This is a genomic window from Gordonia araii NBRC 100433, assembly GCF_000241265.1.
GTDB classification, from domain to species: Bacteria; Actinomycetota; Actinomycetes; order Mycobacteriales; family Mycobacteriaceae; genus Gordonia; species Gordonia araii.
In genome coordinates this window covers 1-21,753 of record NZ_BAEE01000064.1, presented here as the reverse complement: position 1 = coordinate 21,753, position 21,753 = coordinate 1, and the positions used below count along the sequence as shown (strand labels likewise).

26 protein-coding genes and 1 pseudogene are annotated in these 21,753 nt (G+C 64.6%); 16 read left to right on the top strand and 11 right to left on the bottom strand.

Annotation, left to right across the window (positions count from 1 at the left end):
- Window positions 1–7 precede the first annotated feature (7 nt).
- On the bottom strand, window positions 8–745 hold the full coding sequence (locus GOARA_RS14210; RefSeq protein ID WP_007323100.1) for a TetR/AcrR family transcriptional regulator: 738 nt from the start codon (window positions 743–745) through the stop codon (window positions 8–10).
- A gap of 69 nt (window positions 746–814) precedes the next feature.
- Here GOARA_RS14210 and GOARA_RS14205 point away from each other — a divergent pair, with 69 nt between their 5' ends.
- Both GOARA_RS14205 and GOARA_RS14200 read left to right on the top strand, forming a co-directional pair.
- Window positions 815–1,198 carry a VOC family protein gene (locus GOARA_RS14205; protein ID WP_007323099.1) on the top strand — a complete coding sequence of 128 codons (384 nt, stop codon included), beginning with the start codon at window positions 815–817 and terminating at the stop codon, window positions 1,196–1,198.
- Between the two features lie 50 nt (window positions 1,199–1,248).
- Window positions 1,249–1,680 (top strand): PPOX class F420-dependent oxidoreductase, encoded by a 432-nt coding sequence (locus GOARA_RS14200; RefSeq protein ID WP_040523483.1) that lies wholly within the window; start codon window positions 1,249–1,251, stop codon window positions 1,678–1,680.
- A 49-nt stretch (window positions 1,681–1,729) separates the two neighbouring features.
- Here GOARA_RS14200 and GOARA_RS14195 read toward each other — a convergent pair whose 3' ends face one another.
- Complete coding sequence (locus tag GOARA_RS14195; protein ID WP_007323097.1) at window positions 1,730–2,059, bottom strand: GlsB/YeaQ/YmgE family stress response membrane protein; 330 nt, start codon at window positions 2,057–2,059, stop codon at window positions 1,730–1,732.
- A gap of 241 nt (window positions 2,060–2,300) precedes the next feature.
- On the opposite strand from GOARA_RS14195, the gene GOARA_RS14190 reads away from it, so the two are divergent.
- The 4 genes from GOARA_RS14190 to GOARA_RS14175 all read left to right on the top strand — a co-directional run bounded on the left by GOARA_RS14190 (window position 2,301) and on the right by GOARA_RS14175 (window position 5,937).
- Complete coding sequence (locus GOARA_RS14190; protein ID WP_007323096.1) at window positions 2,301–3,158, top strand: SDR family NAD(P)-dependent oxidoreductase; 858 nt, start codon at window positions 2,301–2,303, stop codon at window positions 3,156–3,158.
- A gap of 64 nt (window positions 3,159–3,222) precedes the next feature.
- Entirely contained in the window at window positions 3,223–4,146 is a 924-nt protein-coding gene (locus GOARA_RS14185; protein WP_007323095.1) for a hypothetical protein, read from the top strand.
- A gap of 20 nt (window positions 4,147–4,166) precedes the next feature.
- Window positions 4,167–5,654, top strand: coding sequence for a flavin-containing monooxygenase (locus tag GOARA_RS14180; protein ID WP_040523480.1), 1,488 nt, complete (start codon window positions 4,167–4,169; stop codon window positions 5,652–5,654).
- Between the two features lie 73 nt (window positions 5,655–5,727).
- Window positions 5,728–5,937: a KTSC domain-containing protein gene (locus tag GOARA_RS14175; RefSeq protein WP_007323093.1), complete on the top strand. Its 210-nt coding sequence runs from the start codon at window positions 5,728–5,730 to the stop codon at window positions 5,935–5,937.
- A 6-nt stretch (window positions 5,938–5,943) separates the two neighbouring features.
- On the opposite strand, the gene GOARA_RS14170 is transcribed toward GOARA_RS14175, so the two are convergent.
- Window positions 5,944–6,759: a crotonase/enoyl-CoA hydratase family protein gene (locus GOARA_RS14170; RefSeq protein ID WP_040523429.1), complete on the bottom strand. Its 816-nt coding sequence runs from the start codon at window positions 6,757–6,759 to the stop codon at window positions 5,944–5,946.
- Window positions 6,760–6,828: 69 nt separating this feature from the next.
- Here GOARA_RS14170 and GOARA_RS14165 point away from each other — a divergent pair, with 69 nt between their 5' ends.
- The 8 genes from GOARA_RS14165 (at window position 6,829) to GOARA_RS19930 (ending at window position 12,680) form a co-directional block, all read left to right on the top strand.
- Window positions 6,829–7,299 (top strand): FMN-binding negative transcriptional regulator, encoded by a 471-nt coding sequence (locus GOARA_RS14165; protein ID WP_007323091.1) that lies wholly within the window; start codon window positions 6,829–6,831, stop codon window positions 7,297–7,299.
- A gap of 31 nt (window positions 7,300–7,330) precedes the next feature.
- Entirely contained in the window at window positions 7,331–7,981 is a 651-nt protein-coding gene (locus GOARA_RS14160) for an LGFP repeat-containing protein (protein WP_007323090.1), read from the top strand.
- 38 nt (window positions 7,982–8,019) lie between these two features.
- A complete protein-coding gene (locus tag GOARA_RS19480) occupies window positions 8,020–8,259 on the top strand; it encodes a type II toxin-antitoxin system Phd/YefM family antitoxin (protein WP_007323089.1) in 240 nt (79 codons plus the stop codon).
- Window positions 8,256–8,702, top strand: coding sequence for a type II toxin-antitoxin system VapC family toxin (locus GOARA_RS19475; protein WP_007323088.1), 447 nt, complete (start codon window positions 8,256–8,258; stop codon window positions 8,700–8,702). Before GOARA_RS19480 ends, GOARA_RS19475 begins: the two co-directional genes overlap by 4 nt.
- Before the next feature lie 234 nt (window positions 8,703–8,936).
- Window positions 8,937–10,070: a tyrosine-type recombinase/integrase gene (locus GOARA_RS14155; RefSeq protein WP_040523478.1), complete on the top strand. Its 1,134-nt coding sequence runs from the start codon at window positions 8,937–8,939 to the stop codon at window positions 10,068–10,070.
- Window positions 10,067–10,432 carry a helix-turn-helix domain-containing protein gene (locus tag GOARA_RS14150; RefSeq protein WP_007323086.1) on the top strand — a complete coding sequence of 122 codons (366 nt, stop codon included), beginning with the start codon at window positions 10,067–10,069 and terminating at the stop codon, window positions 10,430–10,432. Before GOARA_RS14155 ends, GOARA_RS14150 begins: the two co-directional genes overlap by 4 nt.
- A 301-nt stretch (window positions 10,433–10,733) precedes the next feature.
- Window positions 10,734–11,879, top strand: coding sequence for a Fis family transcriptional regulator (locus GOARA_RS14145; RefSeq protein ID WP_228461556.1), 1,146 nt, complete (start codon window positions 10,734–10,736; stop codon window positions 11,877–11,879).
- A 165-nt stretch (window positions 11,880–12,044) separates the two neighbouring features.
- Complete coding sequence (locus GOARA_RS19930; protein ID WP_138947711.1) at window positions 12,045–12,680, top strand: hypothetical protein; 636 nt, start codon at window positions 12,045–12,047, stop codon at window positions 12,678–12,680.
- Between the two features lie 252 nt (window positions 12,681–12,932).
- On the opposite strand, the gene GOARA_RS14140 is transcribed toward GOARA_RS19930, so the two are convergent.
- Entirely contained in the window at window positions 12,933–13,604 is a 672-nt protein-coding gene (locus tag GOARA_RS14140) for a TetR/AcrR family transcriptional regulator (RefSeq protein ID WP_007323083.1), read from the bottom strand.
- 121 nt (window positions 13,605–13,725) lie between these two features.
- On the opposite strand from GOARA_RS14140, the gene GOARA_RS14135 reads away from it, so the two are divergent.
- On the top strand, window positions 13,726–15,327 hold the full coding sequence (locus tag GOARA_RS14135; protein ID WP_007323082.1) for an MFS transporter: 1,602 nt from the start codon (window positions 13,726–13,728) through the stop codon (window positions 15,325–15,327).
- A pseudogene (locus GOARA_RS19470) lies at window positions 15,324–15,749 on the top strand (PaaI family thioesterase); the annotation flags it as partial. The gene GOARA_RS14135 and the pseudogene GOARA_RS19470, both read left to right, overlap by 4 nt.
- Before the next feature lie 517 nt (window positions 15,750–16,266).
- Here GOARA_RS19470 and GOARA_RS14125 read toward each other — a convergent pair.
- The 7 genes from GOARA_RS14125 to GOARA_RS14100 all read right to left on the bottom strand — a co-directional run.
- Entirely contained in the window at window positions 16,267–16,749 is a 483-nt protein-coding gene (locus GOARA_RS14125; protein WP_228461554.1) for a hypothetical protein, read from the bottom strand.
- A gap of 182 nt (window positions 16,750–16,931) precedes the next feature.
- Window positions 16,932–17,417 carry a Het-E N-terminal domain-containing protein gene (locus GOARA_RS14120; RefSeq protein ID WP_007323079.1) on the bottom strand — a complete coding sequence of 162 codons (486 nt, stop codon included), beginning with the start codon at window positions 17,415–17,417 and terminating at the stop codon, window positions 16,932–16,934.
- 466 nt (window positions 17,418–17,883) lie between these two features.
- Window positions 17,884–18,183: a TetR-like C-terminal domain-containing protein gene (locus GOARA_RS19465; RefSeq protein ID WP_007323078.1), complete on the bottom strand. Its 300-nt coding sequence runs from the start codon at window positions 18,181–18,183 to the stop codon at window positions 17,884–17,886.
- A gap of 21 nt (window positions 18,184–18,204) precedes the next feature.
- Window positions 18,205–18,903, bottom strand: coding sequence for a cation efflux transmembrane domain-containing protein (locus GOARA_RS14115; RefSeq protein ID WP_007323077.1), 699 nt, complete (start codon window positions 18,901–18,903; stop codon window positions 18,205–18,207).
- The gene (locus GOARA_RS14110) at window positions 18,903–19,235 is read right to left on the bottom strand and encodes an ArsR/SmtB family transcription factor (protein WP_007323076.1); all 333 of its coding nucleotides are present in this window, start codon (window positions 19,233–19,235) and stop codon (window positions 18,903–18,905) included. Before GOARA_RS14110 ends, GOARA_RS14115 begins: the two co-directional genes overlap by 1 nt.
- Window positions 19,236–19,315: 80 nt before the next feature.
- On the bottom strand, window positions 19,316–21,022 hold the full coding sequence (locus GOARA_RS14105; RefSeq protein ID WP_007323075.1) for an ABC transporter ATP-binding protein: 1,707 nt from the start codon (window positions 21,020–21,022) through the stop codon (window positions 19,316–19,318).
- A partial coding sequence (locus tag GOARA_RS14100) for an ABC transporter ATP-binding protein (protein ID WP_007323074.1) occupies window positions 21,019–21,753 on the bottom strand: 735 nt, incomplete at its 5' end. The genes GOARA_RS14100 and GOARA_RS14105, both read right to left, overlap by 4 nt.

Sequence of the window (21,753 nt, the reverse complement as noted above, 5' to 3'; positions counted from 1 at the left end):
AGGGACTCTAATCTTTCCGTCGGACATCCGGCTGGGCGGCAAGCTTCGCGGCGATCCCGTCGAGGATGACCTGAAGCCCGAACTCGTAGGCAGTTACGGCGTTTCGTGCGGCGCCCTGCGCCTCGCCCGCGGCGGCGCCGATGCGGGACGCGAGGGGGAACCGCGCCTCGATCCCCAGCACGGCCAGCTTCGCGCCTTCACGCTCCCACCATTGGGCCGGGTCCTCCTCCTCGCGTTCGACCTGCGCGTGGGCCATCGACCGTGCGCCCGAGCGCACGAAATCGAGGATGAGCGTCAGCACGGAGTCTTTGGCCGAATCCGGCAGGTCGAGGGGTTCGACGGCGTCTAGTTCGCGCTCGTACTTCGCCAACGTGCCCGGGCCCAGAATGGCTCGCTCGGACTCGATGTCGGCCAGCCAGGGGTGCTGGGCGAGGAGGCGGCGATTGTCTTCGGCGACCACGGTGAGGCGTTCTCGCCAATCGCCGGTCGGCTCTCGATAGCGCATGGCCGCGTACACGTCGTCGATCATTAGCGCGACGAGCTGCTCGCGGTTGGCGGCGTAGGAGTACAGCGACATGACCGGAATGCCCAGTTCACCCGCGACATCGCGCAAAGTGAAGAACGAGCCTTCCCGGTCGGCGACGGCGATCGCCGCCTCGACGATCTGATCGGTCGTGTACTTCGGCGGACGTCCGCGACGCGAACTCGGCAGTTCGTTGCGCCACAGCAGATCGATGCTGTCCACGAATCCTCCTTGATTCACGTACTTAGTACGGTTAACATTAACGGTACAAGATACGGGAAAGGCTTGAATGTGAATATTACCGCCACGGCGATCTCGCTCAACGTCGACGAACCAGGCGCGTCGGCAACGTTTCTGACCACCCACCTCGGTTTTCGGGTCGAGATGGAAGCCGACGGCTTCGTGTCCCTCGCCAGCCCGGTCGAGGGCGGGCCGAATGTCATCTTCTTGCGCACCGGACTGGAGACGTTCAAGCCGGTCGACCGAGCGGGAAGCGCGGGGGAGGGGCTGCTGCTCGTCTTCATCGTCGACGACATCGATGCGGCGTTCACGGCCATGAAGAACGCCGGCGCACCGGTGGTGACCGAACCGGAAACCGAACCGTGGGGTGAGCGCTACTGCCAGTTCGCCGATCCGAACGGGATCGTCGTACAACTGGTGCAGTGGGTGTCGTAACCGAGCCGCTCGACGGGAATTCGGCAACGACCAGCACCGTTGCCATGGTCATGACGACGACTGATTACGACCCGCGCTCGCTCATCTCCGAAACCAAGATCGGCATCCTCGCGACGATCAAATCCTCCGGCCTGCCGCAGCTGTCACCGGTAACCGCGGTCTACGACCGAGGCGCCGATGTGATTCACGTGTCGATGACCGAAGGGCGCGCCAAGACGGCCAATCTTCGACGGGATCCACGGGCGGCGATCGAGTTCACCAGTCCCGACGGCTACACCTGGGCGACGGCCGAGGGCGATGTCACGCTCACCGGCCCCGGTACGGATCCGAACGGGCCGGAGGTGGAGGCCCTCGTCGACTACTACCGGCTGGGCGCCGGTGAACACCCCGACTGGGCGGAGTACCGAAAGGTCATGGTGGACGACCGCCGCGTTCTGATGTCGTTGCACGTCAAACGGGTCTACGGGGCAAAGCTCCGATAGCACTTCCGCCCGCACCGGATAGCCGGCGCGGGCGGAAGTCGTGTCGTAGCTACGCCTTTCTGGAACCCGTCACGAAGCTAAGGATCCACAGCAGCAGCACGGAGCCGAGAATGGCGGTGAACAGGGTGAACCACCACCCGCCGCTCGCGGTATCGACGAAGAAGCTGAGCAGGAAACCGCCGAGAAGTGCGCCGACGATTCCGGTAATGATGTTGATCAGAATGCCTGATCCACCGCCCTTGACGATCTTGCCTGCGAGCCAGCCGGCGATCGCGCCGATGAAGATGTAGCCGACCCATCCGACTTGCTGGGACAACGTGGTCGACCGGGCAAGCACCTCGGTCGCCGCTTCGATTGATGTCGCTTCAATGATGGTCATGGTGTCTCCTGAACGGTTACACCCCGACGATCGGGGGGTACTTCACACCGTGCCACACCGTCGTCGACTTGTCCGGATAAGAATCATGTCCGTTCTTGCCCCCTGCTGCACTCCCGCTCGGCACGCCGACGACCCCAATCGTCGCCATTGACAAATGACACAGTCATTGATGTAGTGATGACGAGGGCGTCCTCCGCAGAGCTCGACCGAGTGGCAGCAGGACCAGTTCGGAGGCATTGAGATGTTCGGCATCGACCGCATTCTCCACAAGCTGGTGCGGGATCCGGTCTCGGCCGACGCGAAGGCGGTCGTCACCGGCGCCGGAAGCGGGATCGGCCGGGCCTTCGCCCTCGAGCTGGCTCGTCGTAGCGGTCAAGTGATCTGCGCCGACATCGACGCCGATCGCGCCGCGGAGACCGTCGCACAGATCAAGTCCGAGACCGGCCGGACCGCGTACGCCGTGACCTGCGACGTCGCCAACAGATCCAACGTCGAAGAGCTCGCGGAGTTCGCCACGGCAACGTTTGGCGGACCGCCCACCGTGGTGATCAACAACGCCGGGGTGGGCATCGGCGGGCGCACAGTCGGCGACGTCGGATTCGACGACTGGGACTGGGCCGTGGGCATCAACCTGTGGGGAGTGGTGCACGGCTGTGAACTGTTCGCGCCCATGCTCCGCGAGGCGGGACGCGGCGGCATCATCAACGTCGCCTCGGCGGCGGGCTTCGCCGCAGCCCCGTCGATGGGGCCCTACAACGTGACCAAGGCGGGCGTCATGTCGCTGTCGGAGACGCTCGCCGCCGAGTTCGCCGGCACCGGCGTCCGCGTGACCGTACTGTGTCCCACCTTCGTCAAGACCAACGTCGCCCGCGACGGCCGGATCACTGACGCCAGCCGCGACCTGGCGGGACGCCTGATGCGGTTGACGGGCATCTCGCCGGGGAGCGTGGCGACGTCGACGCTCGACGCCCTCGACCTCGGACGTCTCTACGTCGTACCGCAGTTCGACGCGAACGTCATCTGGCACCTCAAGCGCCACTTCCCGGCCCAGTACGCCCGCGGTCTCGGGTTGGTCAACCGCGTCCTGCCTTCAGGCTGACGACATCTCGATCGCGGAGCCGGCGCCAGCCGGACACCGCAGCCCACCGGAAAGGATCCCGACCATGGCCATCAATCTCGACGACATGCTGCAGAAGATCAAGGACCGCCAGTGGGCGCTGACCGATATCGACTGGGACGCGCCGGGTGCGGAGCTGATCGATCCCGAACTCCACGCCAAGCTCAAGCCGTTCATGTCCGACCTGATGTGGATCGAGAACGTCGGGGCCCGCGGTTTCGCCGCCATGGCGAAGAAGGCGCCGACGCCGACGCTCAAGAGCATCTACGAGCATTTCCACGCCGAGGAGCAGAAGCATGCGAACGCCGAGCTCGCGCTGATGCGACGCTGGGGGATGCTCGACGACGACGAGATCCCCTCGCCGAACGTCAACGTGCAGTTGGTGATCAACTGGCTCGACCAGTACTCCGACGGCATGTCGCTCTCGTTTCTCGGCACCGTGATCCCCATGCTCGAAGTGGCGCTCGACGGCGCGCTGATCAAGTTCATCACCGACGAGGTCAAGGACCCGATCGCCCAGGAGGCGTTCAAGCGGATCAACGCCGACGAGTCGAGGCATTTGGCGGTCGATTTCGAGGTGATGGACCTGCTCGGCCATGCGGACCTGCGCAAGCGAACGATCGACTTCGTCGGCGGGTGGGTCAAACCGTCGCTGCTGGTGGGCACGCTGAGCTACATCCCGCTGCTGAACAAGATGCGCGACAACATCGTCGAAATGGGTGTCAACGAGGAGAAGCTGTACGGCGCGATGAAGCGCTACAGCTCGGTCGGCGACCGCAGCAAGTACGTGCGGCGGCTTCCCATGTATCGAGTCGTCTCCCTGCACGGCCGCTGGGTGATCAACCGGCGCAATCTGCCGTACCACGCGTTCGCCGATTCGCTGGTCAAGGCGACGAGTCTGATTCCGGTCCCGTTGGTCCACCGCACTCCGACGTGGTCGCAGGAACTCACCTACGAACCGACCGCCTGACGATGGGAAAGCAGGAATCGATGACCATCTCGGTAGCCATCATCGGCGCCGGCTTCGCCGGCATAGGCGCCGCGATCCGCCTGAAAGACAAGGGCATCGCCGACTTCACGATCTTCGAGCGCGATTCCCGCGTTGGCGGCACGTGGCGCGACAACACCTATCCCGGTGCTGCCTGCGACATCCCGTCGCAGCTCTACTCCTACAGTTTCGCCCGCAATCCGGGCTGGTCGCGGACCTACTCCGGCAGCGACGAGATCCTCGGCTACATCGATCGCATGGTGGAGTCGTCGGGGATCGGGCCGCATATCCGGTTCGGGCACTGCGTGTCCGGGCTGGAATATCACGCCGACGACGGGGAGTGGTCGATCTCGTTCGCCGGGAAACGCAAACCGGTGCGCGCACGGTCGGTGATCGTGGCGTCGGGCCCGCTCGCCAACCCGTCCTTTCCCGATATTCCTGGGCTGGACGACTACGCCGGGCACAAGATTCACAGCGCGCGCTGGGACCACGACTACGACTTCACCGGCAAGAAGGTGGCCGTCGTCGGCACCGGCGCCAGCGCGGTGCAGATCGTGCCGGAGCTGGTCGACCGGGCCGGGTCCGTCAAGGTTTTCCAGCGCACGCCGGGATGGGTGTTGCCCAGGATTGACACCGAGACCGGGAGATTCACCAAACGGATCTACCGGACCGTTCCCGGCGCGCAGCAGCTGGTCCGCGCGCTCTGGTTCTGGGGCCACGAGTCGGTGGCGCTGGGAGTCGTGTGGAACACGCCGCTCACCCGGGTCGTGGAGGCGATCAGCAAGCTTCACCTGCGCACGCAGGTCGCCGACCCATGGCTGCGCCGGCAGCTCACCCCGGACTTCGCGGCCGGGTGCAAACGTCTGCTGATGACGAACGACTACTACCCGGCGCTGCAGCGCGACAACTGCAAGCTGGTCACCTGGCCGATCGCGCGGATCGCCGAGCGAGGCATCCGGACCGTCGAAGGCGTCGAGCACCAATTCGACTGCATCGTGTTCGCCACCGGTTTCGACGTCTCCAAAGCCGGCACACCCATGCCCATCGTCGGATCCGACGGTCGTGTACTCGCCGACGAATGGCGCGGGGGAGCGTACGCGTTCCGGAGCGTCGCGGTCTCGGGCTACCCGAACCTGTACTTCACCTTCGGACCCAATTCCGGGCCCGGACACAACTCGGCCCTGGTGTACATGGAAGCCCAGATCGACTACATCACCGATCTGGTCGCGCAGCTGCTCGCCAACGATTGGAAGGCGCTCGACGTCCGGACGGAGGTACAGGACGAGTACAACCGCGACCTGCAGCGCCGCCTCACCTCGACGACCTGGAACTCGGGTTGCCAGAGCTGGTACCTGACCGACGACGGCTTCAACGCCACGATGTTCCCCGGGTTCGCTACCCAGTACGTCAACCAGCTCCGCCGCGTCGACCTGCGCGACTACCGGATCTTCGTGCACGAGACGGCCAGGCGGCCCGTCGCGGTGGGGTAGCGGTGCGGTCGGGGCGACAATCGGACTTGGAGGACGTCCAGTCGCCGCGACCACCGACCCCGAAGGGACCGCGATGAAACGCAGACCGGTCTCGAGTTCCAGTCTCGCGTCGGTGGGCTATGACGAGCCGACTTCGACGCTGGAGATCGAGTTCACGAGCGGCAGCGTCTATCAGTACTTCGACGTGCCCGCCGAGGTCTATTCCGACCTGATGAGCGCGAGTTGTCTCGGCCGATTCTTCTCCCGGAGGGTCCGCGGCCGGTACCGCTACCTGCCCCTGTAGCCGCGGCTAACGCGCCTTCCACACCGGGGCACGCTTCTCCGCGAACGCCCGGGGACCCTCCATCGCGTCTTCGCTGCTGAAGACGACGGCCAGTTCGCGGGAGTTGGCGGCCCACAGCTGGTCGTCGCCGGCGACCTCGCCGTCGTTGATCCGCTGCGCCAGGCGTTTGGACGCCTGCACGGCCAGGGGAGCGTTGCCGGCGATCTCGGCAGCCAGGTCGAGGGCGGCGCTGCGCAGCTGGTCGTCGGGCACGACGCGATTGATCAGGCCGTAGCCCAGTGCTTGTTCAGCGGTGATGGGGCGGCCGGTGAGCAGGAGTTCCATGGCAACCTTCTGCGGCACCGCGTCGACGATCCGGAACGCTCCGCCTGCCGCGGCGAAGAGGCCCCGCTTGACTTCCGGCAGTCCGAAGCTGGCCGACTCGGCCGACACGGCCAGGTCGCAGGCGAGGACGAGTTCGGTTCCTCCGCCGAGTGCCGTGCCGTTCACCGCGGCGATGAGGGGAGTGCTGACGGGATGGCTGACGACGCCCGCGAAGCCCCACCTATGGTGGGCCGGGTCGCTGGGTCCGATGTTCTCGCCGCGCGAGAGCGCCTTCAGATCGGCGCCGGCACAGAAGGACTTGTCGCCGGCACCGGTCAGGACGATGGCGCGGATCTCGGGGTCGGCGTCGGCTTCATCGAGTGCCACGCCCAAGGCGTCGGTGACCGGTCCGTTGATCGCGTTCCGGGCTTCCGGGCGGTTGATGGTGAGGACGCACACGTGCTCGATTCGTTCGACCAGAACAGGTGCGGCTGCGGCGTTGTCGTCAATCGGTGTCATAGCCGAAGTATGCGCTATCGGACGAAAGTCGGTGGCGACCGCCGTGGCGGGTCGGGAGAATGAACGTCGATGAGAAACACTCCTCGGTACTTGCTGACCGACGTCGACGAGATCAAGCGGTTGATCCGCCAGCACCCGTGGGCGACCTTCGTGTCGTCGACGACGAACGGCCTCGTCGCCTCGCACTATCCGGTCCTGCTGGATGAGAGTCGCGACGAGCTGACGCTCGTCAGTCATTTCGGTCGTCCCGACGACCTGCTTCACGAGCTCGCGTTACTCGCTCGCCTGACCGACCACTTCGAGCAGAACTATCCGCGGGGACGCAGCCTCTTGGAGGATGAAGCCGGCACCCGGCGGGCGGCGAAGGGGGCAGTCGGATTGCGAGTACCGATCACCCGGTTCGACGCTCGGGCCAAACTGAGTCAGAACAAGTCGCCGGAGGTGCGTGAACGGATCGCGGAAGAATTCGCCACCCGAAACCCAGACCTGGCCGAGCAGATGCGCCGCGCGACTGGGGACGGAGAGCCATACTCGGATTGAGCACCCCCGCACATCTCCGAGAGGACGCCTTATGTGGAAGACCGCCTGCCGTCGCCCGGCGAGCATCGTCGCAGGATTAGCCGCCGTCACGTTGATCGCGACGGCCTGCGGCAGCGATGGAGGGGAGGGGCGAGAGGACGCCTCGCCGCCGGCCACGACCACCACCGAGACCGTCTCGCCGACCGCGTCTCCCACGTCCTCGACCGCTGATTCGTCCGCGGCCGCACCGGTGGGGGACGTCAAGCTCAGAGGCGCCGACGGCAGCATGGTGACGCTGACGGGCCCCATCGCCGCCAAGTACTCGACGGCGACCGCCGCGCAGAAGAAGTCCCTGGGCGTCCCGCTGACCGGGGACCGCAACGCCGGAGAGCGCGACAGCGGCGTCGTGTACCAGCAATTCCGGGGCGGCGTCATCACCGCGAAGAACGACGATCCCGGAACGCCGGCCTTCATCACCTGGGGCAAGATCCGCGATGCGTGGAACATCGAGCGAGCGCCGGACGGGACGCCGTCGATCACCGGAAAGAACGGCTCCGCAGGGCCGCTCGGGGTCGCCACCAGCGACGAGACCACGAACGGGGACCTGCGAGAATCGACCTTCGAGCACGGCAAGATCTCCTTCAACACCAAGACCGGCAAGGTCACGGTGACGGTCAACGACAAGGTCGTGCCGGCAGAGTAGCCATCCCACAGGTGTCTCACCGGTGATACAGTTGAGTTATGAACGAGGTGGTGAGCGTCCGGGACCTACGCAACGCCGGTGGGGAAGTGCTACGGCGGGTCGAACGTGGAGAACGGATCATAGTGACCCGGGACGGCGATCCAGTCGCCATGCTCAACCCACTGCCGCGGCGCGCGGCAAGTGCTGCCGAGCTAATCCGCCGCCGCCGCCATCTGCCGCACGTTGATCCTGACGCGCTGCGCTCGGACATCGACAGCGTGTTGGATTCCTCGCTATGAGCGAGGAATCCAACAGCAGGGGAATGCTCGATACGTCCACCGTGATTCTGCTTGGACGTCTGTCCGACCCAGACAACTTGCCTGACGAATCGGTGATTAGCGCCATCACTCTCGCTGAATTGTCAGTGGGACCGAACGTCGCATCGACTGACTCAGAAAGGAGCGCACGTCAGCAACATCTACAGCAGGCAGAGGCTGATTTCGACGTCGTTCCGTTCGATGCGGAGAGCGCGCGAGCATTCGGCGCGGTAGCAGCCTCGCTTCGGGCAGCAGGTCGGAAGCCCGCCGCACGCGCCTACGATGCGCTCATCGCGGCAACCGCCATCTCACACGGCTTGTCGTTGTACACGTGCAGCCCCGGAGATTTTGCGGGAATCCCTCAACTGCAGGTGCGGCCAGTCCCACACCCGGACTCCGTCGGCGGCGGCGGAGACGGGGACTAGTCCGATTTCGTAGGGGCGGGGCGCACCGAACGTTACTTGACATAATGTATCTTATCGGCATAAAAAGGAGACGAGTTCAAACAGATGAGAAGACCCGTCCCACCGGATCTTGAATGAAATCGCAGGCCGCATGGCATGGCGGCATCGCATCGAGGGCTGCCGTGTTGATCGAGTGCGCAGATCAGCATCTGTTTATGCAAACAGATGAGAGATTCTCGCGCTACACTTGTGTTCATGCAGAGTGTTCCGGGTCGGCTACCAGAGTTTCTGTCGAACGGTGTCGTCGGTCTACTGCGGCCCGAGGACCGCGTCTTCGAGGCGATGCTGGATGGCTGGCGAGCGCAAATGCTGGCCCGTGGACTCGGCGTGCCGTTCATCCAGTCATCGTGCAGCCTGGTGTCTCGTTTTCAGGAGCACTCGAACGAGTACCCGTGGGCGTGGCAGCCTATCCATGTCGATGAGTTTCTGGCAGATCGACGCACCGGCCCCAAGGCGGTTTCGGTGTCGACGCTGCGCGCGAACGCCGGCACGATCAGGGCCTTCTGCTATTACGTCACTGACGAAAGGTATGGTTGGGCTGCGTTCTGCAGCAAAGCATTTGACGACGTTCCCGCCCAAGTCGTGTTCGAGTGGAACACGCCGCGTCACAAGACCGATGACGCCATTCCGGCGGACCGGCGCAGCTTCACTCAGACTGAGTTGCAGACATTCTTCGATGCCTGCGATGATCTCGTCGATCGAGAGTTCGCCAAAGGCTCGAAGCGCTGGCTCCCACTGATGCGAGACTCCACTGCGTTCAAGGTGTGCTACGCCTACGGTTTGCGCCGTCGGGAACTTTCCATGCTCGACTACCACGACTTCGGCCCAAATCCGCACGTAGGCAAGTACGGCCGCTATGGCGCTGTTCAGGTTCGCTACGCCAAAGGTATGTCGGGGTCGGGACCGCGCCGTCGCACTGTTCTCACGGTGCCTGAGTTTGACTGGGTGGTCGATCTTCTTGGTCATTGGCTCTCGCCGCAGGGGCGCGAACAGTTCGCCACAGCGGACCGCTCGGCTTCGCTGTGGCCGTCGGAACGCGCCGGCGCCACGGGCATCCGCAACTTCAATCGCACTTTCACTACGGTCCGCGAACTGGCTGGGCTGCCGACAGAGTTGAAGATGCACTGTCTGCGTCACTCCTATGTCACTCATCTCCTCGAGGCCGGGTACGACCCGATGTTTGTCCAGCAACAGGTTGGCCACGCCTACTCATCGACCACTGCGCTCTACACCTCGGTCTCGGCAGACTTTAAACAGAAGACCATCCAACGGATGATCCAGCAACGAATCGTCACACGTGACGAAAAAGATGCAGGGAAGGGCATGTGAGCGAGCAACGTCGGGTTGGCTATCACTGGAATCTGCGCCAGCGGATGGCTGATCACAACCTCTGGAAGACAACGGAACTCATCCCGTTGCTGAAGTCTCGCGGTATCAACCTGTCGAATGCTCAGGTCCACCGACTGGTGACCGGCACACCCGAGCGGATCCCTGCCCGCACGTTCGCCGCGTTATGCGACATCCTTGAATGCACGCCTAACGATCTGTTCGAGCCGTACGTGGAGATGCGTGCTGCAGCTACGGCGGACGCACCAGCCAGCCCAGCGGATCTCGGCATTGGTGAGAAGCGCTCCGTTGCCCGCCGAATCCGCGTCGTCCGTAGCGATGATGGCGATGGCAAGACCACGTAAACCCCAAGACTCACAGCGATGGGAGGTCCCGTGCGACCGATGCGGTGAGCACCGAGAATGTGTCGTCACTTGGCAGGGTCTCGGGGTGTGCGGCTACTGCTACCAAGCAGCCAAACGTACCCGGGGTGTGTGCCCGTGCGGTCACGATGGAGTACTACCAGGAATTATCAATGGCCAACCGGCGTGCCGCAAATGCGCGGGGATCAAACTCAACGTCGACTGCGTTGTGTGCGGCGCCGAGGATGAACTCTACGCACAGGGACGCTGCTGGCGATGCGTCCTGGGGTCGACCGTCGACCGATTGCTGACAAATCCAGAGACCGGTGTCATCAACGAGGAGCTGAACCCCTTTGCAACTGCCCTGAAGTCGATGAAACGAGCCAACAGCGGCCTGACCTGGATCAACCAAGAACATGTCACGGCGTTCCTAGCCGAGCTGGCCCGCACCCCGCTCGTTACCCACGATGCGGTCGACGGACTCCCCCGATCGCGCACCCGAGAATACGTCCGAGAACTCCTTGTCACACACCAGATCCTGCCGCCCAGGGATGGATTGCTCCACCGTTACATCGACTGGTCCAACGACGCCCTCGACCGCCTGAAATCGGCGGAACATCGCGACATCGCTAACCGCTACATTCGTTGGCACCACCTGCGGCAGATGCACTCGATGAAGTCGGTGTCGCACGGCACGTTCCTACGATCTAAGCAAACTGTCACCGTCACAATCGAATTCCTCAATTGGCTCACCGACCGGGACGTCTTGATCGGCGACCTATCCCAACCCGATCTGGACGCATGGCAATCCGAAGGCCCGAGCACACGAGAGTTCGCCATCCGGTTCCTTGCGTGGGCGATCACGACCAAGCTGGTCGCCGTAGACCTAACGATGACACCTCATCGTCGCGGAACCAGCCCGAAGATGAGTGCCGAGGCCCAGCAAGACGCCGTCGACAGCATTACGTCAAACCAACCGGCACTGAATCCACGGGACCGAGCTGCAGCGATCTTGGTGCTCGTCTTCGGCCAGCAGATCGACCGGGTCGTCAAACTCACCTGGGACTGCGTCATCGTTTCCGATGAACTCGTGACCGTCACTCTTGGCGACATCGCCGTCGCTCTACCCGCACCGCTCGACGAACCGTTCCGTTACCTCGCCGGGGAACGGGCGAACACCGCCGCCCACCCGGCCACAAACTGGGTATTCCGCGGCTACGTCCCCGGCCAACACATCAACCCAGGCCACCTACGGAACCGGCTGAAGTCGACGTTCGGCACGCGCGCCGCCCGGCTCGGCACCCTGCACGAACTCACCAAACTCGCGCCCGCCGCGATCCTTGCCGACACACTCGGCTACTCCCCTGCCACCATCGAGCGACACGCTGTGGCGTCAGCAGCGACATATGCCCAGTACATATCAGCGATCGATGGAGATATCAATGTCTAAGGAAGGATGGGCCGCCACGCATTCAGCAAATGTATCGGCGCAGTCGGGGTGTAACCATGTCTAGATCAGGTCCACCTAAGAGTGCTGTTGCACGCTTCAAGATTCACCGGCAGTATGAAGCCCGAAAAGATGCAGCAAACAATGCTGTGATGGGGCTGCTTGCCGGTGCTCAATTATCCGCCCACTTCTTACAGCTCACTCTCGGATCAGAGCGCATGTTGCCTGAGATCTTTTCCGAACGTCGAACATATCAAGCGATTTAATTTACGGTCTGAAAGTGCTGCTGAGATCCTATCTGCGGCAGATTCCCATCTGGGGATGATGTCGGTTCCCTACGTATTGTCACTTCACGAGGACTACCTGCGAACCTGCGCCAAGATGCTACACAACGCCGGGTGCTGTTCCGCCGCAAAGGCGAAGGCCAATCTTAATGAGCTGCATCAGAATATTGCGGATGCCTCCGGTGGTGAGTACACAACCGATATGATCGCCTACATCGACGCGTTGCGTTGGATGCGCAATGATGTGATCCATAATGGTGGAATCGTGCGTCAACAGTTGATTGATGCAGTGCGAGGTTGGACTCGGCCGCTAACAGATGGCTGGATCGCCCTCGCTCATCGAGACCCGACGACGCTATCTGTTGGCGACAGGATCGAGTTTGGGCATGGAGAAATGGTCGCTGTGCTCGCGGTTACCAAGCGCCTCGACCGAGAAACAAATGTGATGCTCCAGTCGGCGCTCCCTCGAACCATGTGGGCTTCGATGGGCCGGTTTGCAAGGCATCCTTGGGCCCGGTGATGGCCCGATCAAGATTGATTTCCCTAATCAGGACAAACGTTTTCGATATCAGAACAACAACGACCTGTACACGAACGGGAAGGCCGCGTTGTTCCGTGCCACCGACATTCGGTACATGAATTATTCGCTGGAGCTGAGCTTTGGTGCAACGATTTTGAGCGAGCGTCTGAGAAAAGCCGCCGAGGACACCGCTCTGGAGCCGGGCAAGAGATTGGGGTCCTTGACGACCCGCCGCCTCGGGCGGGTGCTGAATCAGAGATCAGTGCGGGTCACTGTCAGCGCGCGTTGCGCGGAGCGTGCAGCGAGAAAGTCGTCGACGAGTTGCTGTCGTTCAGCCGGGCCGATCGGCGGGAGTGCAGTGAGTCGGGTGAAGACGATGGGTCCGACGAGTTGGGTCAGGGCGAGATTGGTGTCGAAGCGACCGAGCTCTTGCTGGGCTTCGGGGCTGCCCAGGATCCGGTCGAACGGTTCGCGGTATTGGTTGACCACCCGTGCGCGAAGGGAACTGACCGGGTTGCGGTCTTCTTCGGGATGCGATGTCGCCTCGGCCGTGCCGGATTGGGCGGACCCGAGGGCGAGCCACCCGAGCATCGTCAATTGGGCGGGGGCTTCCTCGATGAGCTTGGCCTGACGGTCCAGCAGTTTGATCAACTGTTCACGGATCGTTCCGGACGCCGGCGGCGCGGTGACCGGGGGAAGCAGACGCTCGAACGCCGCGGCCAGGAGCTGGGTGCTGTCGGTGAAGTGCCGGTAGAGGGTAGTCCGCGCGACCTTGGACGCCTTGGTGACCGCGTCGATCGTGACGGCCTCGATACCGCCGGTCGAGAGCAGGGACGTCGCCGCGTCGAGCAGTCGTGCGCGTGAGCGTGCCTTCCGGGGATCCACGAGCCGGTCCTCGTCGTCGTCGGAGTTCTGGTTGATCATCTCTTCGCCCACCTCGTAATTGTGCCCTCGGATCAGTCGCAGGCACTATCCCCGCACCCCGCATTGTGGTACTCATAGTAGTGGAACGCTACCAACTGTAGCGTTAAGTGGAGGTGGCTGCATGACCGCCGATGATCGAGTGCTGCTGTCGCGGGCGCAGAAGTGGACGTTGGTGGTCTCGTGCCTGTCGGTGGCCCTGGTGGTCGCCTCAATGGCGGCCCTGTACACCGCGCTTCCGAACATTGCGGTGGCCACCGGGGCGACGCAAACCCAGCTCACCTGGGTGGTCGACGGGTACACGCTGGTGCTGGCGTGTCTGGTGTTGCCCGCCGGGGCCCTGGGTGACCGCTACGGCCGACGGGCGGTGCTGATCGTGGGGTTGGCGCTGTTTTCGCTGGCCTCGGCGGTGCCACTGTTGGTATCGACACCGTGGTGGTTGATCGCGGCGCGGGCAGCGGCCGGGGTGGGTGCGGCGTTCATGATGCCGTCCACGCTGTCGATCCTGACTGCGGGATTCCCCGAGCAGCAGCGGGGGCGTGCGGTCGGGATCTGGGCGGGGGTCGCCGGGTCCGGGGGTCTGCTGGGGATTCTCGGGTCGGGGCTGCTGCTCAACTACTGGTCGTGGCAGTCAATCTTCGTCGGCCTGACCGCGGTGGGGGTGTTTCTGCTGTTGTGTGCCTTCACCATTCCCGAATCCCGCCAGGAAAATCCGCCACTGATGGATGTGATCGGATCGGTCGCGGTGGTGTTCGCGGTCGGACTAGTGGTGCTCGCCATCATCGAAGCCCCAGTACGCGGCTGGTCGGATCCCGTGGTGGTCACCGGGTTCGGGCTGGGGGTGGTGGCCACAGGGGTGTTCGTGGTGTGGGAGTTGCGGGCGGATCATCCACTGCTCGATGTGCGGTTCTTCGCCCGTCGTGGCTTCGGGAGCGGATCGTTCTCCATCACCATCCAGTTCCTGGTGACGTTCGGTGTCTTCCTGGTCCTCGTCCAATACCTGCAGTTGATCTTTGGATACAGCCCGTTGGGTTCAGCGCTGGCCTTGGCGCCGATGATGGTGCCATTGGTGCTCTTGTCGGCGGTCGCACCGTGGATGACGACCCGGCTGGGGTTGCGGTTGATGACGGTGACCGGTCTGCTCGCCATCGCCGCGGGGTTCTACTTCATCAGCCGGCTGGATTTGGACTCCACCTACCTCGACGTGATGTGGCCGACGCTGATCATGAGCTCGGGTCTGGGCCTGACCGCGGCGCCGGCGACGGCGGCTATCGTCGCGGACACCGCGGTCGAAAAGCACGGGGTCGCTGCGGCGGTCAACGACGCCACCCGCGAGGTCGGCGCGGCGATCGGCATCGCGGTCGCCGGCAGTGTCCTGGCCGCCGGGTACAGCCACAACATCGCCCCCGCGGTCACGCGGCTCCCACCGGAGGCGCGGGGCCCGGTCGCCGACTCACTCGCCGGTGCCCTCGAGGTCGCCGACCGGGCGGGACCGGCCGGCCAGCAACTCGCCGACTTCGCCAAGTCCGCGTTCCTGCACGGCGTCGAGCAGTCCGCGATCGTCCTCGCACTCATCGCGGCGGCGGGTGCCGCGATCCTGCTGGTCTGGGCGCCCGGCCGCGCTTCCCCGGACGCAGGCGCATCGAGGAGCCCGGCTGAACCGGCCCAGCGCAGGTCGATCCCGCGCCCGCCGCTAGCCAGCACCGTCGAGAAGGAACGCCCGTGACCCAGCTACCGCTGCCGCCGCACTCGCCGACCTGCATGGGGTGCGGGCCAGACAATCCCGCCGGCCTGCAACTGGTGGTGTTCCGCTCCGGCGACGAGGTCTACACCGATGTGACGTTCGGCGAACGCCACATCGGTGCGCCCGGCCTCGCGCACGGCGGAGCAGTGGCCGCCGCCTGCGACGACCTGTTCGGCTTCGGCCTCTGGATCGCCCGCACCCCGGCAGTGACCCGGAGCCTCACCGTCGACTACCTCGCCCCCGTCCCGCTGCACCGGCCCCTGCGCATCAGCGCCCACGTCCGGGAGATTGACGGCCGCAAACTGCACCTTAAGGCGACCGCCACCGCCGATGACGGCACCGCCTTGTTCACCGCCCACGCGGTGTTCATCGCCGTGTCGATCGAGCACTTCGCCCAACAGGGCGGCACCCTCGGAGATTGTGGATGCCCTCGCTCCGGATGCGAGCTTGCCCGCTTCGTTAACTGCGTAGCTGTAGTACACGAGGAACTCGTTGAGCTGGTCGCGCAGCTCGTCGAAACGAGCTGGCTGAGCGGCATACCGGCCAGGACTCATCGCCTTTGCGATAAATCCGCCAACGACGTTGCCGGCTTGCTGTCGAACCTGGACGTTGTAGAGAGTGACGTACAGGCTGTCGCGCTTGTTGCCGCCCGGTTCACGCTGCCTGACTCCCACCATCTGGAGCAGGGAGTCGATCTCGGAACCGGTCAGTCCCGGATGGTCTGTCTGCGCAAGCACGTCGCACACGCCCTTGACGAAATCCGGGGTGAAGGGCGCAATCTTCGGGGGCGTCTGTGTGGGCATAGTCGTCGACATCGAGTGGCTCTGTTCTCAGAGGCGACTGACCGAGGTCTGGCGCCTTGCGATTAGGTGTTATGGCGTTCTTATCATTTCGGGCGTGGGTCGGACTCGGAGACTTGGCCTACTCGTTCTCCATAACCGGTTCAGGTTGCTTACCGTGCCGTCGACGCCACAAGTCGCCCATGTCGTCGGCGAACTGGAGATCGACCCGTACGTCGGCTGCTCCGGGGGCGCTGTACATCACCTCAGCTGACTGATCACGCGCGATCACGTCAGGGTATTTGTCGACCATCTGCTTCTGCGCGTTCTGAAGAAGCGAGGAGAGGCCAGGCGCACCCATGAGGTGATCCGAGAACATCCCCCCGTAGGAACCGAGGTTCGCCGGAACACCGAACATCCCCGGCGGGTATATCGAGTTGGCGCGGGAGCCGATGGCATCAAGCGTTCCGCTCATCCCACCCGCCAAACCCTCACGGAAGAGTTCCTGTAGCGAGATCTTGCCCTTCGCCGGATGACATACACCCTCCAGCCGGTTGCCGTCCCCATCAACGGCGTACACATCGACTGCGAGGTCCGTGATCGGACCCGAACTCGCGTTGTTCACAGTGACGGTCCACAAACCTCGACCGATAGGCACCGGCTTGGCCGACGCCGTTACTGCCCGGATGCGGCCACCACTGTTGCCCGTCTCCGTCGCGCCGACCGAATAGTACGTGTTGTTATCCCGCCCAGCGATAACGTTGCGCTGGTTCGAGGTGAAGTTGTGCGCGGAAGCAGACGGACTGTCTACTGCTCCCGCGCCTGGGTAGGGTGGGGCGGCTCCTGCGGGGCACGCGCTGCGACTTTGCCGATCCGCAGATCGCCACCAGCCGCCACGTCCTCGGCGACAACTCCACTCCCGCCGTCGACAGCCACATCTACGACCTCGATATCACCCCCAACCGACGCGCGGCGGATCACCACGCCGACGGTGGCCGGCAACTCGGGAGCCTGCTCCTCAACGGCTGTCAACACCGACTGAGCAAGCCCCAGCAGCTCGACGTCGTCGCCAGCACCCGCCTGTTCGAGCTTCTTCGCGAGAAGTGCGCGGCGGAGCTCTTCCTCTGGCTCCTGCTCTAGCCCCTCGACCTCCGCGGTCACGGAGCTGTACCGGTTCGTGATCCAGCCCTTCACGGCCGCGTAGGCGTCGCCGATTGCCAGTTTCGTGGTCTCACGCGCACCGTCCGTCGCGCCGAGCGCGATCGCCGCGACAATCAGGGTTACGGGTTCCATCGACACCTCCCTGGGATGTGGTCCTGCACGGTGCGGGACCACATCCAAATCTAGCGAACGGTGCCGACAATCACGGGCGACGTACGTCCAGAGTCCAGGGTCGGCAGGGCTCCCTCGGCCGCGGTCTGGACGGGGCCAGCTACTCGTCCCACTTCAACACGTCTCGTTACCAGTTGTCTGACCACGATGAACGCAGGGTTTTCCTGGCAGCCGACCGATTGATTGTCCAATCCACACAGCTGCGGCTTCCGCGACGGCCCCGACGTCTCGCCGACCTATATGGCGGCGCGCTTCCGCGATTACCTGACGGCGTCACGTCTGCCGCGCGGGCCGTCGGCCTGTTCCTGCCAGGCTCGGCCGCCGACGCCGGCGCTCGCCACGGTTGCATCGGACCATTCGACGCCCGCCCCGCCGCTCCGGTATAACCAGCTAGCCTTGCTCATTGCGTCACAGTGACGTAACAGGGTCAACGTCGGGTTCCGGGCTGTACTGCCGGGACAGTCTGCGCGGCTTGAATTGCTGCAGTTGCGAGACGACCCACTAGTGCTTGGTCGGCATGTTCTCGGGTGAGCAAATGCCGGAAATGGATCGGTGCGATGAGGAGTTCGATGAGGGCTCGGCCGTCGACGTCTGGCGGCAACTCGCCGCGTTCGATCGCTCGTGTGATCATCGGCAGGACCGCTTGGAGGCGGCTGGCCCAGAATGTCTCCCGGGCGGACCGGGTCTCCTCTGAGTCCGGAACGAATGCGAGTTCAATCGATGCCACGTGAGTTCACGGCGTCCAGGCTCAGCGGCTACAGCAGTCGCAATCGTCGTCGACGTCCGCCTGGCCTCTCACGGGAGGGCAGCAGGTTTCACCCTTCCACGCATTGACGCCCTCCCGGACCGCGATCGCGGCGATCACCAAGGCGGCGATCGGGTCGGCCCACGACCAGCCGAATGAGCTGTTGAGCACCAAGCCGACCAACAGCACCGCCGACAGATAGGTGCACAGCAGCGTCTGCTTGGAGTCGGCCACCGCACTCAGCGAACCGAGTTCACGGCCGGCGCGGCGTTCGGCCCATGACAGCACGGGCATGATCGCCAGACTCGCGGCCGCCAACGCGATTCCGATCGACGAGTGCCGAGCGTCTTCAGCGAAGCCCAGCAACGTCCGGATCGAATTGACGCCGACGTAGAGAGCCAACGCGAAGAACGAGAATGCGATGATCCGCAGCGCCACCTTCTCGCGCCGCTCGGGATCCTTGCCCGCGAATTGCCACGCGACAGCGGCCGCCGAGGAAACCTCGATCACCGAGTCCAACCCGAACCCGATCAGCGCTGTCGACGAGACCCGGGCGCCCTCGGTGATCGCGACCACGGCCTCGATCACGTTGTAGGTAATCGTCGCTGCGACGAACCACCGGATACGACGCTGCAATATCGCCCGTCGTTCGGGCGTGAGCCGTGCTCGCGCCGACGAGACGATCCCCAACTCGGTGGCCATCAGCAGCAGCCCTGATCGGCCGAATCGGCGCAGCACTCCGGGTCGACGGCGAGCACCAAACCGAGCAGATCGTCGAGCGCATGCCCGATGCGCGGATCGGCCAGCTCGTAGCGGGTGCGCCGGCCTTCTGGGACCGCAACAACCAAGCCGCACCCCCGCAGACAGGCCAGATGATTCGACAGCGCCTGCCGGGAAACGCCGATCGCGTCGGCCAGCTCCGACGGGTACGCTCCCCCGCTCCGCAGGCGCAAAAGCACCTGAGTCCGCGTCGAATCGGACAACGCGTAGCCGAATCTCGTCAACGCATCACGCTGGGTGGCGACCATCTCCATGACTCATAACAGTACATAGATTTATGTATTCAGAAAATAGTGAATAGACCGTTCACTTCCCAACGTGGTGAATCCCGAGGTCAGACCTGCCAGCCCTCCGACTCGCGCCAGCGGGTCCACAGGTCGGCGAAGACGCCACCGCGGTCGAGGAGTTCGTCCACCTTGCCGGAGTCCACGATCTTGCCGTCGTCGAGCACGATCACGCGATCAGCGAGCGAAACGAGAGCGGGACGGTGCGTCACGATCACGGCGGTCCGCTCCCCTCGCGTCTCCTCCAAGGCATCGACGACCGCCCGCTCGGTGATGGCGTCGAGCGCCGAGGTGGCCTCGTCCACGAGTAGCAGCCCGGAGGGCTTCGCGAGCGCTCGGGCCAGGCCCACCCGTTGACGTTCGCCGCCGGAGAGCGCGTTGCCGCCCTCGCCGACCCGTGAGTCCCACCCGGACGGGAGTGTTTCGAGAACCTCCCCCAGCTGAGCGCGGTCGGCAAGTGTGGCCAGTGCCGTGACGTCGTCGGTGCCGACGTTCTCCCTGAGCGTGCCGGGACGCAGCTGGGTGGTCTGGAAGACCACCGAGGCGCCGGCGAGACGCTCCGCGGCAGACGCGGGCGAATCGCCGACGATTACCTGCCCCTCGGTCGGCTCGCAGAGTCCGGCCACCACGTCCAGCAGGGTCGACTTGCCCGACCCCGATCGACCCACGATCACCGTGATCCCACCGGCCGGCACCACGGTGTCGACACCGCTGAGCGCTCGCGTGCCGTCCGGGTAGGTGAAGTTCACATCGCGCAGCGCGATCTCGGGGGCACCGGAGACCGGCTCGGCCGCGGCCGTAGCCTGGGCCGCCGCCACCTTCTCCTCGTCGACGAGTCCGGCGACCTCACCGAAGACGCGTGATGCGTTCGCGACCGCGGGCCCCAGGAGCGACAGGGAACCGACGACTTCCACGATCCGCAAGAGCACCACGATCATCGCGGCCGCGGTGACACCGGAGATCTCGCCGGACAGGTACAGCGACGCGGTGGTGAGGCCGAAGGCCAGTAGCGTCAACTGCAGGACCACGCTGAACATCAGCTCACCGGGCACGGTCCACGCAAGCAGCTTCAGCCCCCGGTTCCGGGTCTCGCTCAACACGTCGTTCACCGTGCCGGTCCCGGCCCCCGAGCCGCGCAACGTCGGCTGCGCCCAGGCGAACTCGAGTACGCGATTGTCGAGGACGCGATTGGTCTCGGAGAACGCCGCCTCGGATCGGGTGACGACGCGCTGCGAGGCGAGCAGCGCCAGGAACATCACGATGCCGCCGACCAGCGCGACGAGCGCCAGCTTCCACGACACGAACAGCAACATCAGCGCGATCAGCGGTGTCAACAGCACGGCGCGGATCAGTGGTGACCCGAGGAGCACCACGGCCGAGATCGACTCGGGCGCCGACACCGAGACGAGGTCGCGAAGTTTGGAGGCCCGCTCGGAATGCAGCGATCCGGGATCGAGGCGCCGGATGCCGGACAGACCCGTTTCGGTGATGGTGTCGATGATGCGGAAGCCGAGCTTCAGCCCGGCGCGAATGGCCAGCCGGTCGGCGATCCACGCCAGCAGCAGCTGCAGGACGAGCAGCCCCACCCACGGCCAGGCGTCGGCGGGACGATCGCCGAACAGGGCGTGCAGCACCGGAACCAGCGTGACCACCGACGCCGCCTGCAGCAGGGTGGAGAACACGGTCAGGGCTACGAAGCGGATCCGTTCACCGCGGCCCTCGGGGCCGGTGACGGTCACCAAATCGGAGTAGATCATGCGAGTGCCTCCATCGCCTGGTTGTGCATTCGCGCGAACAATCCGCCCAGCGCGATCAGCTCGTCGCGGGTGCCCTGTTCGACGATGCTGCCGTCGTCGAGGACGACGATCTGCTCGGCATGCGCCACGGTGTGCAACCGATGGGCGATCACCAGAACGGTCCGCCCCTCAAGGAGTTTCGTCAGGCCCTGCCGGACCTCCCACTCGGAGTCGGGATCGGCAGCAGCGGTGGCCTCGTCGAGGATCACCAGACGCGGATTCCCGAGCAGCGCGCGGGCGATCGCGATGCGCTGGCGCTGACCGCCCGACAGGCTGTCACGGTCCACGACCGTGTCGTAGCCGTCGGGCAGCGCCTCGATCTCGTTCGCGATGTAGGCGGTGCGCGCGGCGTCGGCGATCTGCTCGCGAGTCGCGTCGGGAGTACCCAGGGCGATGTTCTCGGCGATCGTGCCGTGCACCAGCTGGACGTCCTGCAGGACGACCGCGACATGGCGACGGAGATCGTCTTCGTCGATAGTGCGCAGGTCGGCGCCGTCCAGAGTGACAGCCCCCAGGTCCGGGTCCCACAGGCGTGCGGCCAGGGCGGCCACGGTGGACTTGCCCGCGCCGGACGGGCCGACGATCGCGGTTGTGCCGCCCGCCGGAAGCGTGAGCGTGAAGTCGCGCAACACGTAACGACCGCGGACGTATCCGAAGGAGACGTTGTCGAAGGCCAGCGCCGCCGGACCGGT

Excerpts from the sequence above, each read along its gene's own strand:
- GOARA_RS14120 (WP_007323079.1), bottom strand. The coding sequence starts at position 17,417 with ATGGAACCCGTAACCCTGATTGTCGCGGCGATCGCGCTCGGCGCGACG.
- GOARA_RS14175 (WP_007323093.1), top strand. The coding sequence starts at position 5,728 with ATGAAACGCAGACCGGTCTCGAGTTCCAGTCTCGCGTCGGTGGGCTAT.
- GOARA_RS14115 (WP_007323077.1), bottom strand. The coding sequence starts at position 18,903 with ATGGCCACCGAGTTGGGGATCGTCTCGTCGGCGCGAGCACGGCTCACG.
- GOARA_RS14160 (WP_007323090.1), top strand. The coding sequence starts at position 7,331 with ATGTGGAAGACCGCCTGCCGTCGCCCGGCGAGCATCGTCGCAGGATTA.
- GOARA_RS14190 (WP_007323096.1), top strand. The coding sequence starts at position 2,301 with ATGTTCGGCATCGACCGCATTCTCCACAAGCTGGTGCGGGATCCGGTC.
- GOARA_RS14180 (WP_040523480.1), top strand. The coding sequence starts at position 4,167 with ATGACCATCTCGGTAGCCATCATCGGCGCCGGCTTCGCCGGCATAGGC.
- GOARA_RS14195 (WP_007323097.1), bottom strand. The coding sequence starts at position 2,059 with ATGACCATCATTGAAGCGACATCAATCGAAGCGGCGACCGAGGTGCTT.
- GOARA_RS14185 (WP_007323095.1), top strand. The coding sequence starts at position 3,223 with ATGGCCATCAATCTCGACGACATGCTGCAGAAGATCAAGGACCGCCAG.
- GOARA_RS14135 (WP_007323082.1), top strand. The coding sequence starts at position 13,726 with ATGACCGCCGATGATCGAGTGCTGCTGTCGCGGGCGCAGAAGTGGACG.
- GOARA_RS14140 (WP_007323083.1), bottom strand. The coding sequence starts at position 13,604 with ATGATCAACCAGAACTCCGACGACGACGAGGACCGGCTCGTGGATCCC.
- GOARA_RS14200 (WP_040523483.1), top strand. The coding sequence starts at position 1,249 with ATGACGACGACTGATTACGACCCGCGCTCGCTCATCTCCGAAACCAAG.
- GOARA_RS14170 (WP_040523429.1), bottom strand. The coding sequence starts at position 6,759 with ATGACACCGATTGACGACAACGCCGCAGCCGCACCTGTTCTGGTCGAA.
- GOARA_RS19480 (WP_007323089.1), top strand. The coding sequence starts at position 8,020 with ATGAACGAGGTGGTGAGCGTCCGGGACCTACGCAACGCCGGTGGGGAA.
- GOARA_RS19475 (WP_007323088.1), top strand. The coding sequence starts at position 8,256 with ATGAGCGAGGAATCCAACAGCAGGGGAATGCTCGATACGTCCACCGTG.
- GOARA_RS14105 (WP_007323075.1), bottom strand. The coding sequence starts at position 21,022 with ATGATCTACTCCGATTTGGTGACCGTCACCGGCCCCGAGGGCCGCGGT.
- GOARA_RS14110 (WP_007323076.1), bottom strand. The coding sequence starts at position 19,235 with ATGGAGATGGTCGCCACCCAGCGTGATGCGTTGACGAGATTCGGCTAC.
- GOARA_RS14165 (WP_007323091.1), top strand. The coding sequence starts at position 6,829 with ATGAGAAACACTCCTCGGTACTTGCTGACCGACGTCGACGAGATCAAG.
- GOARA_RS14155 (WP_040523478.1), top strand. The coding sequence starts at position 8,937 with ATGCAGAGTGTTCCGGGTCGGCTACCAGAGTTTCTGTCGAACGGTGTC.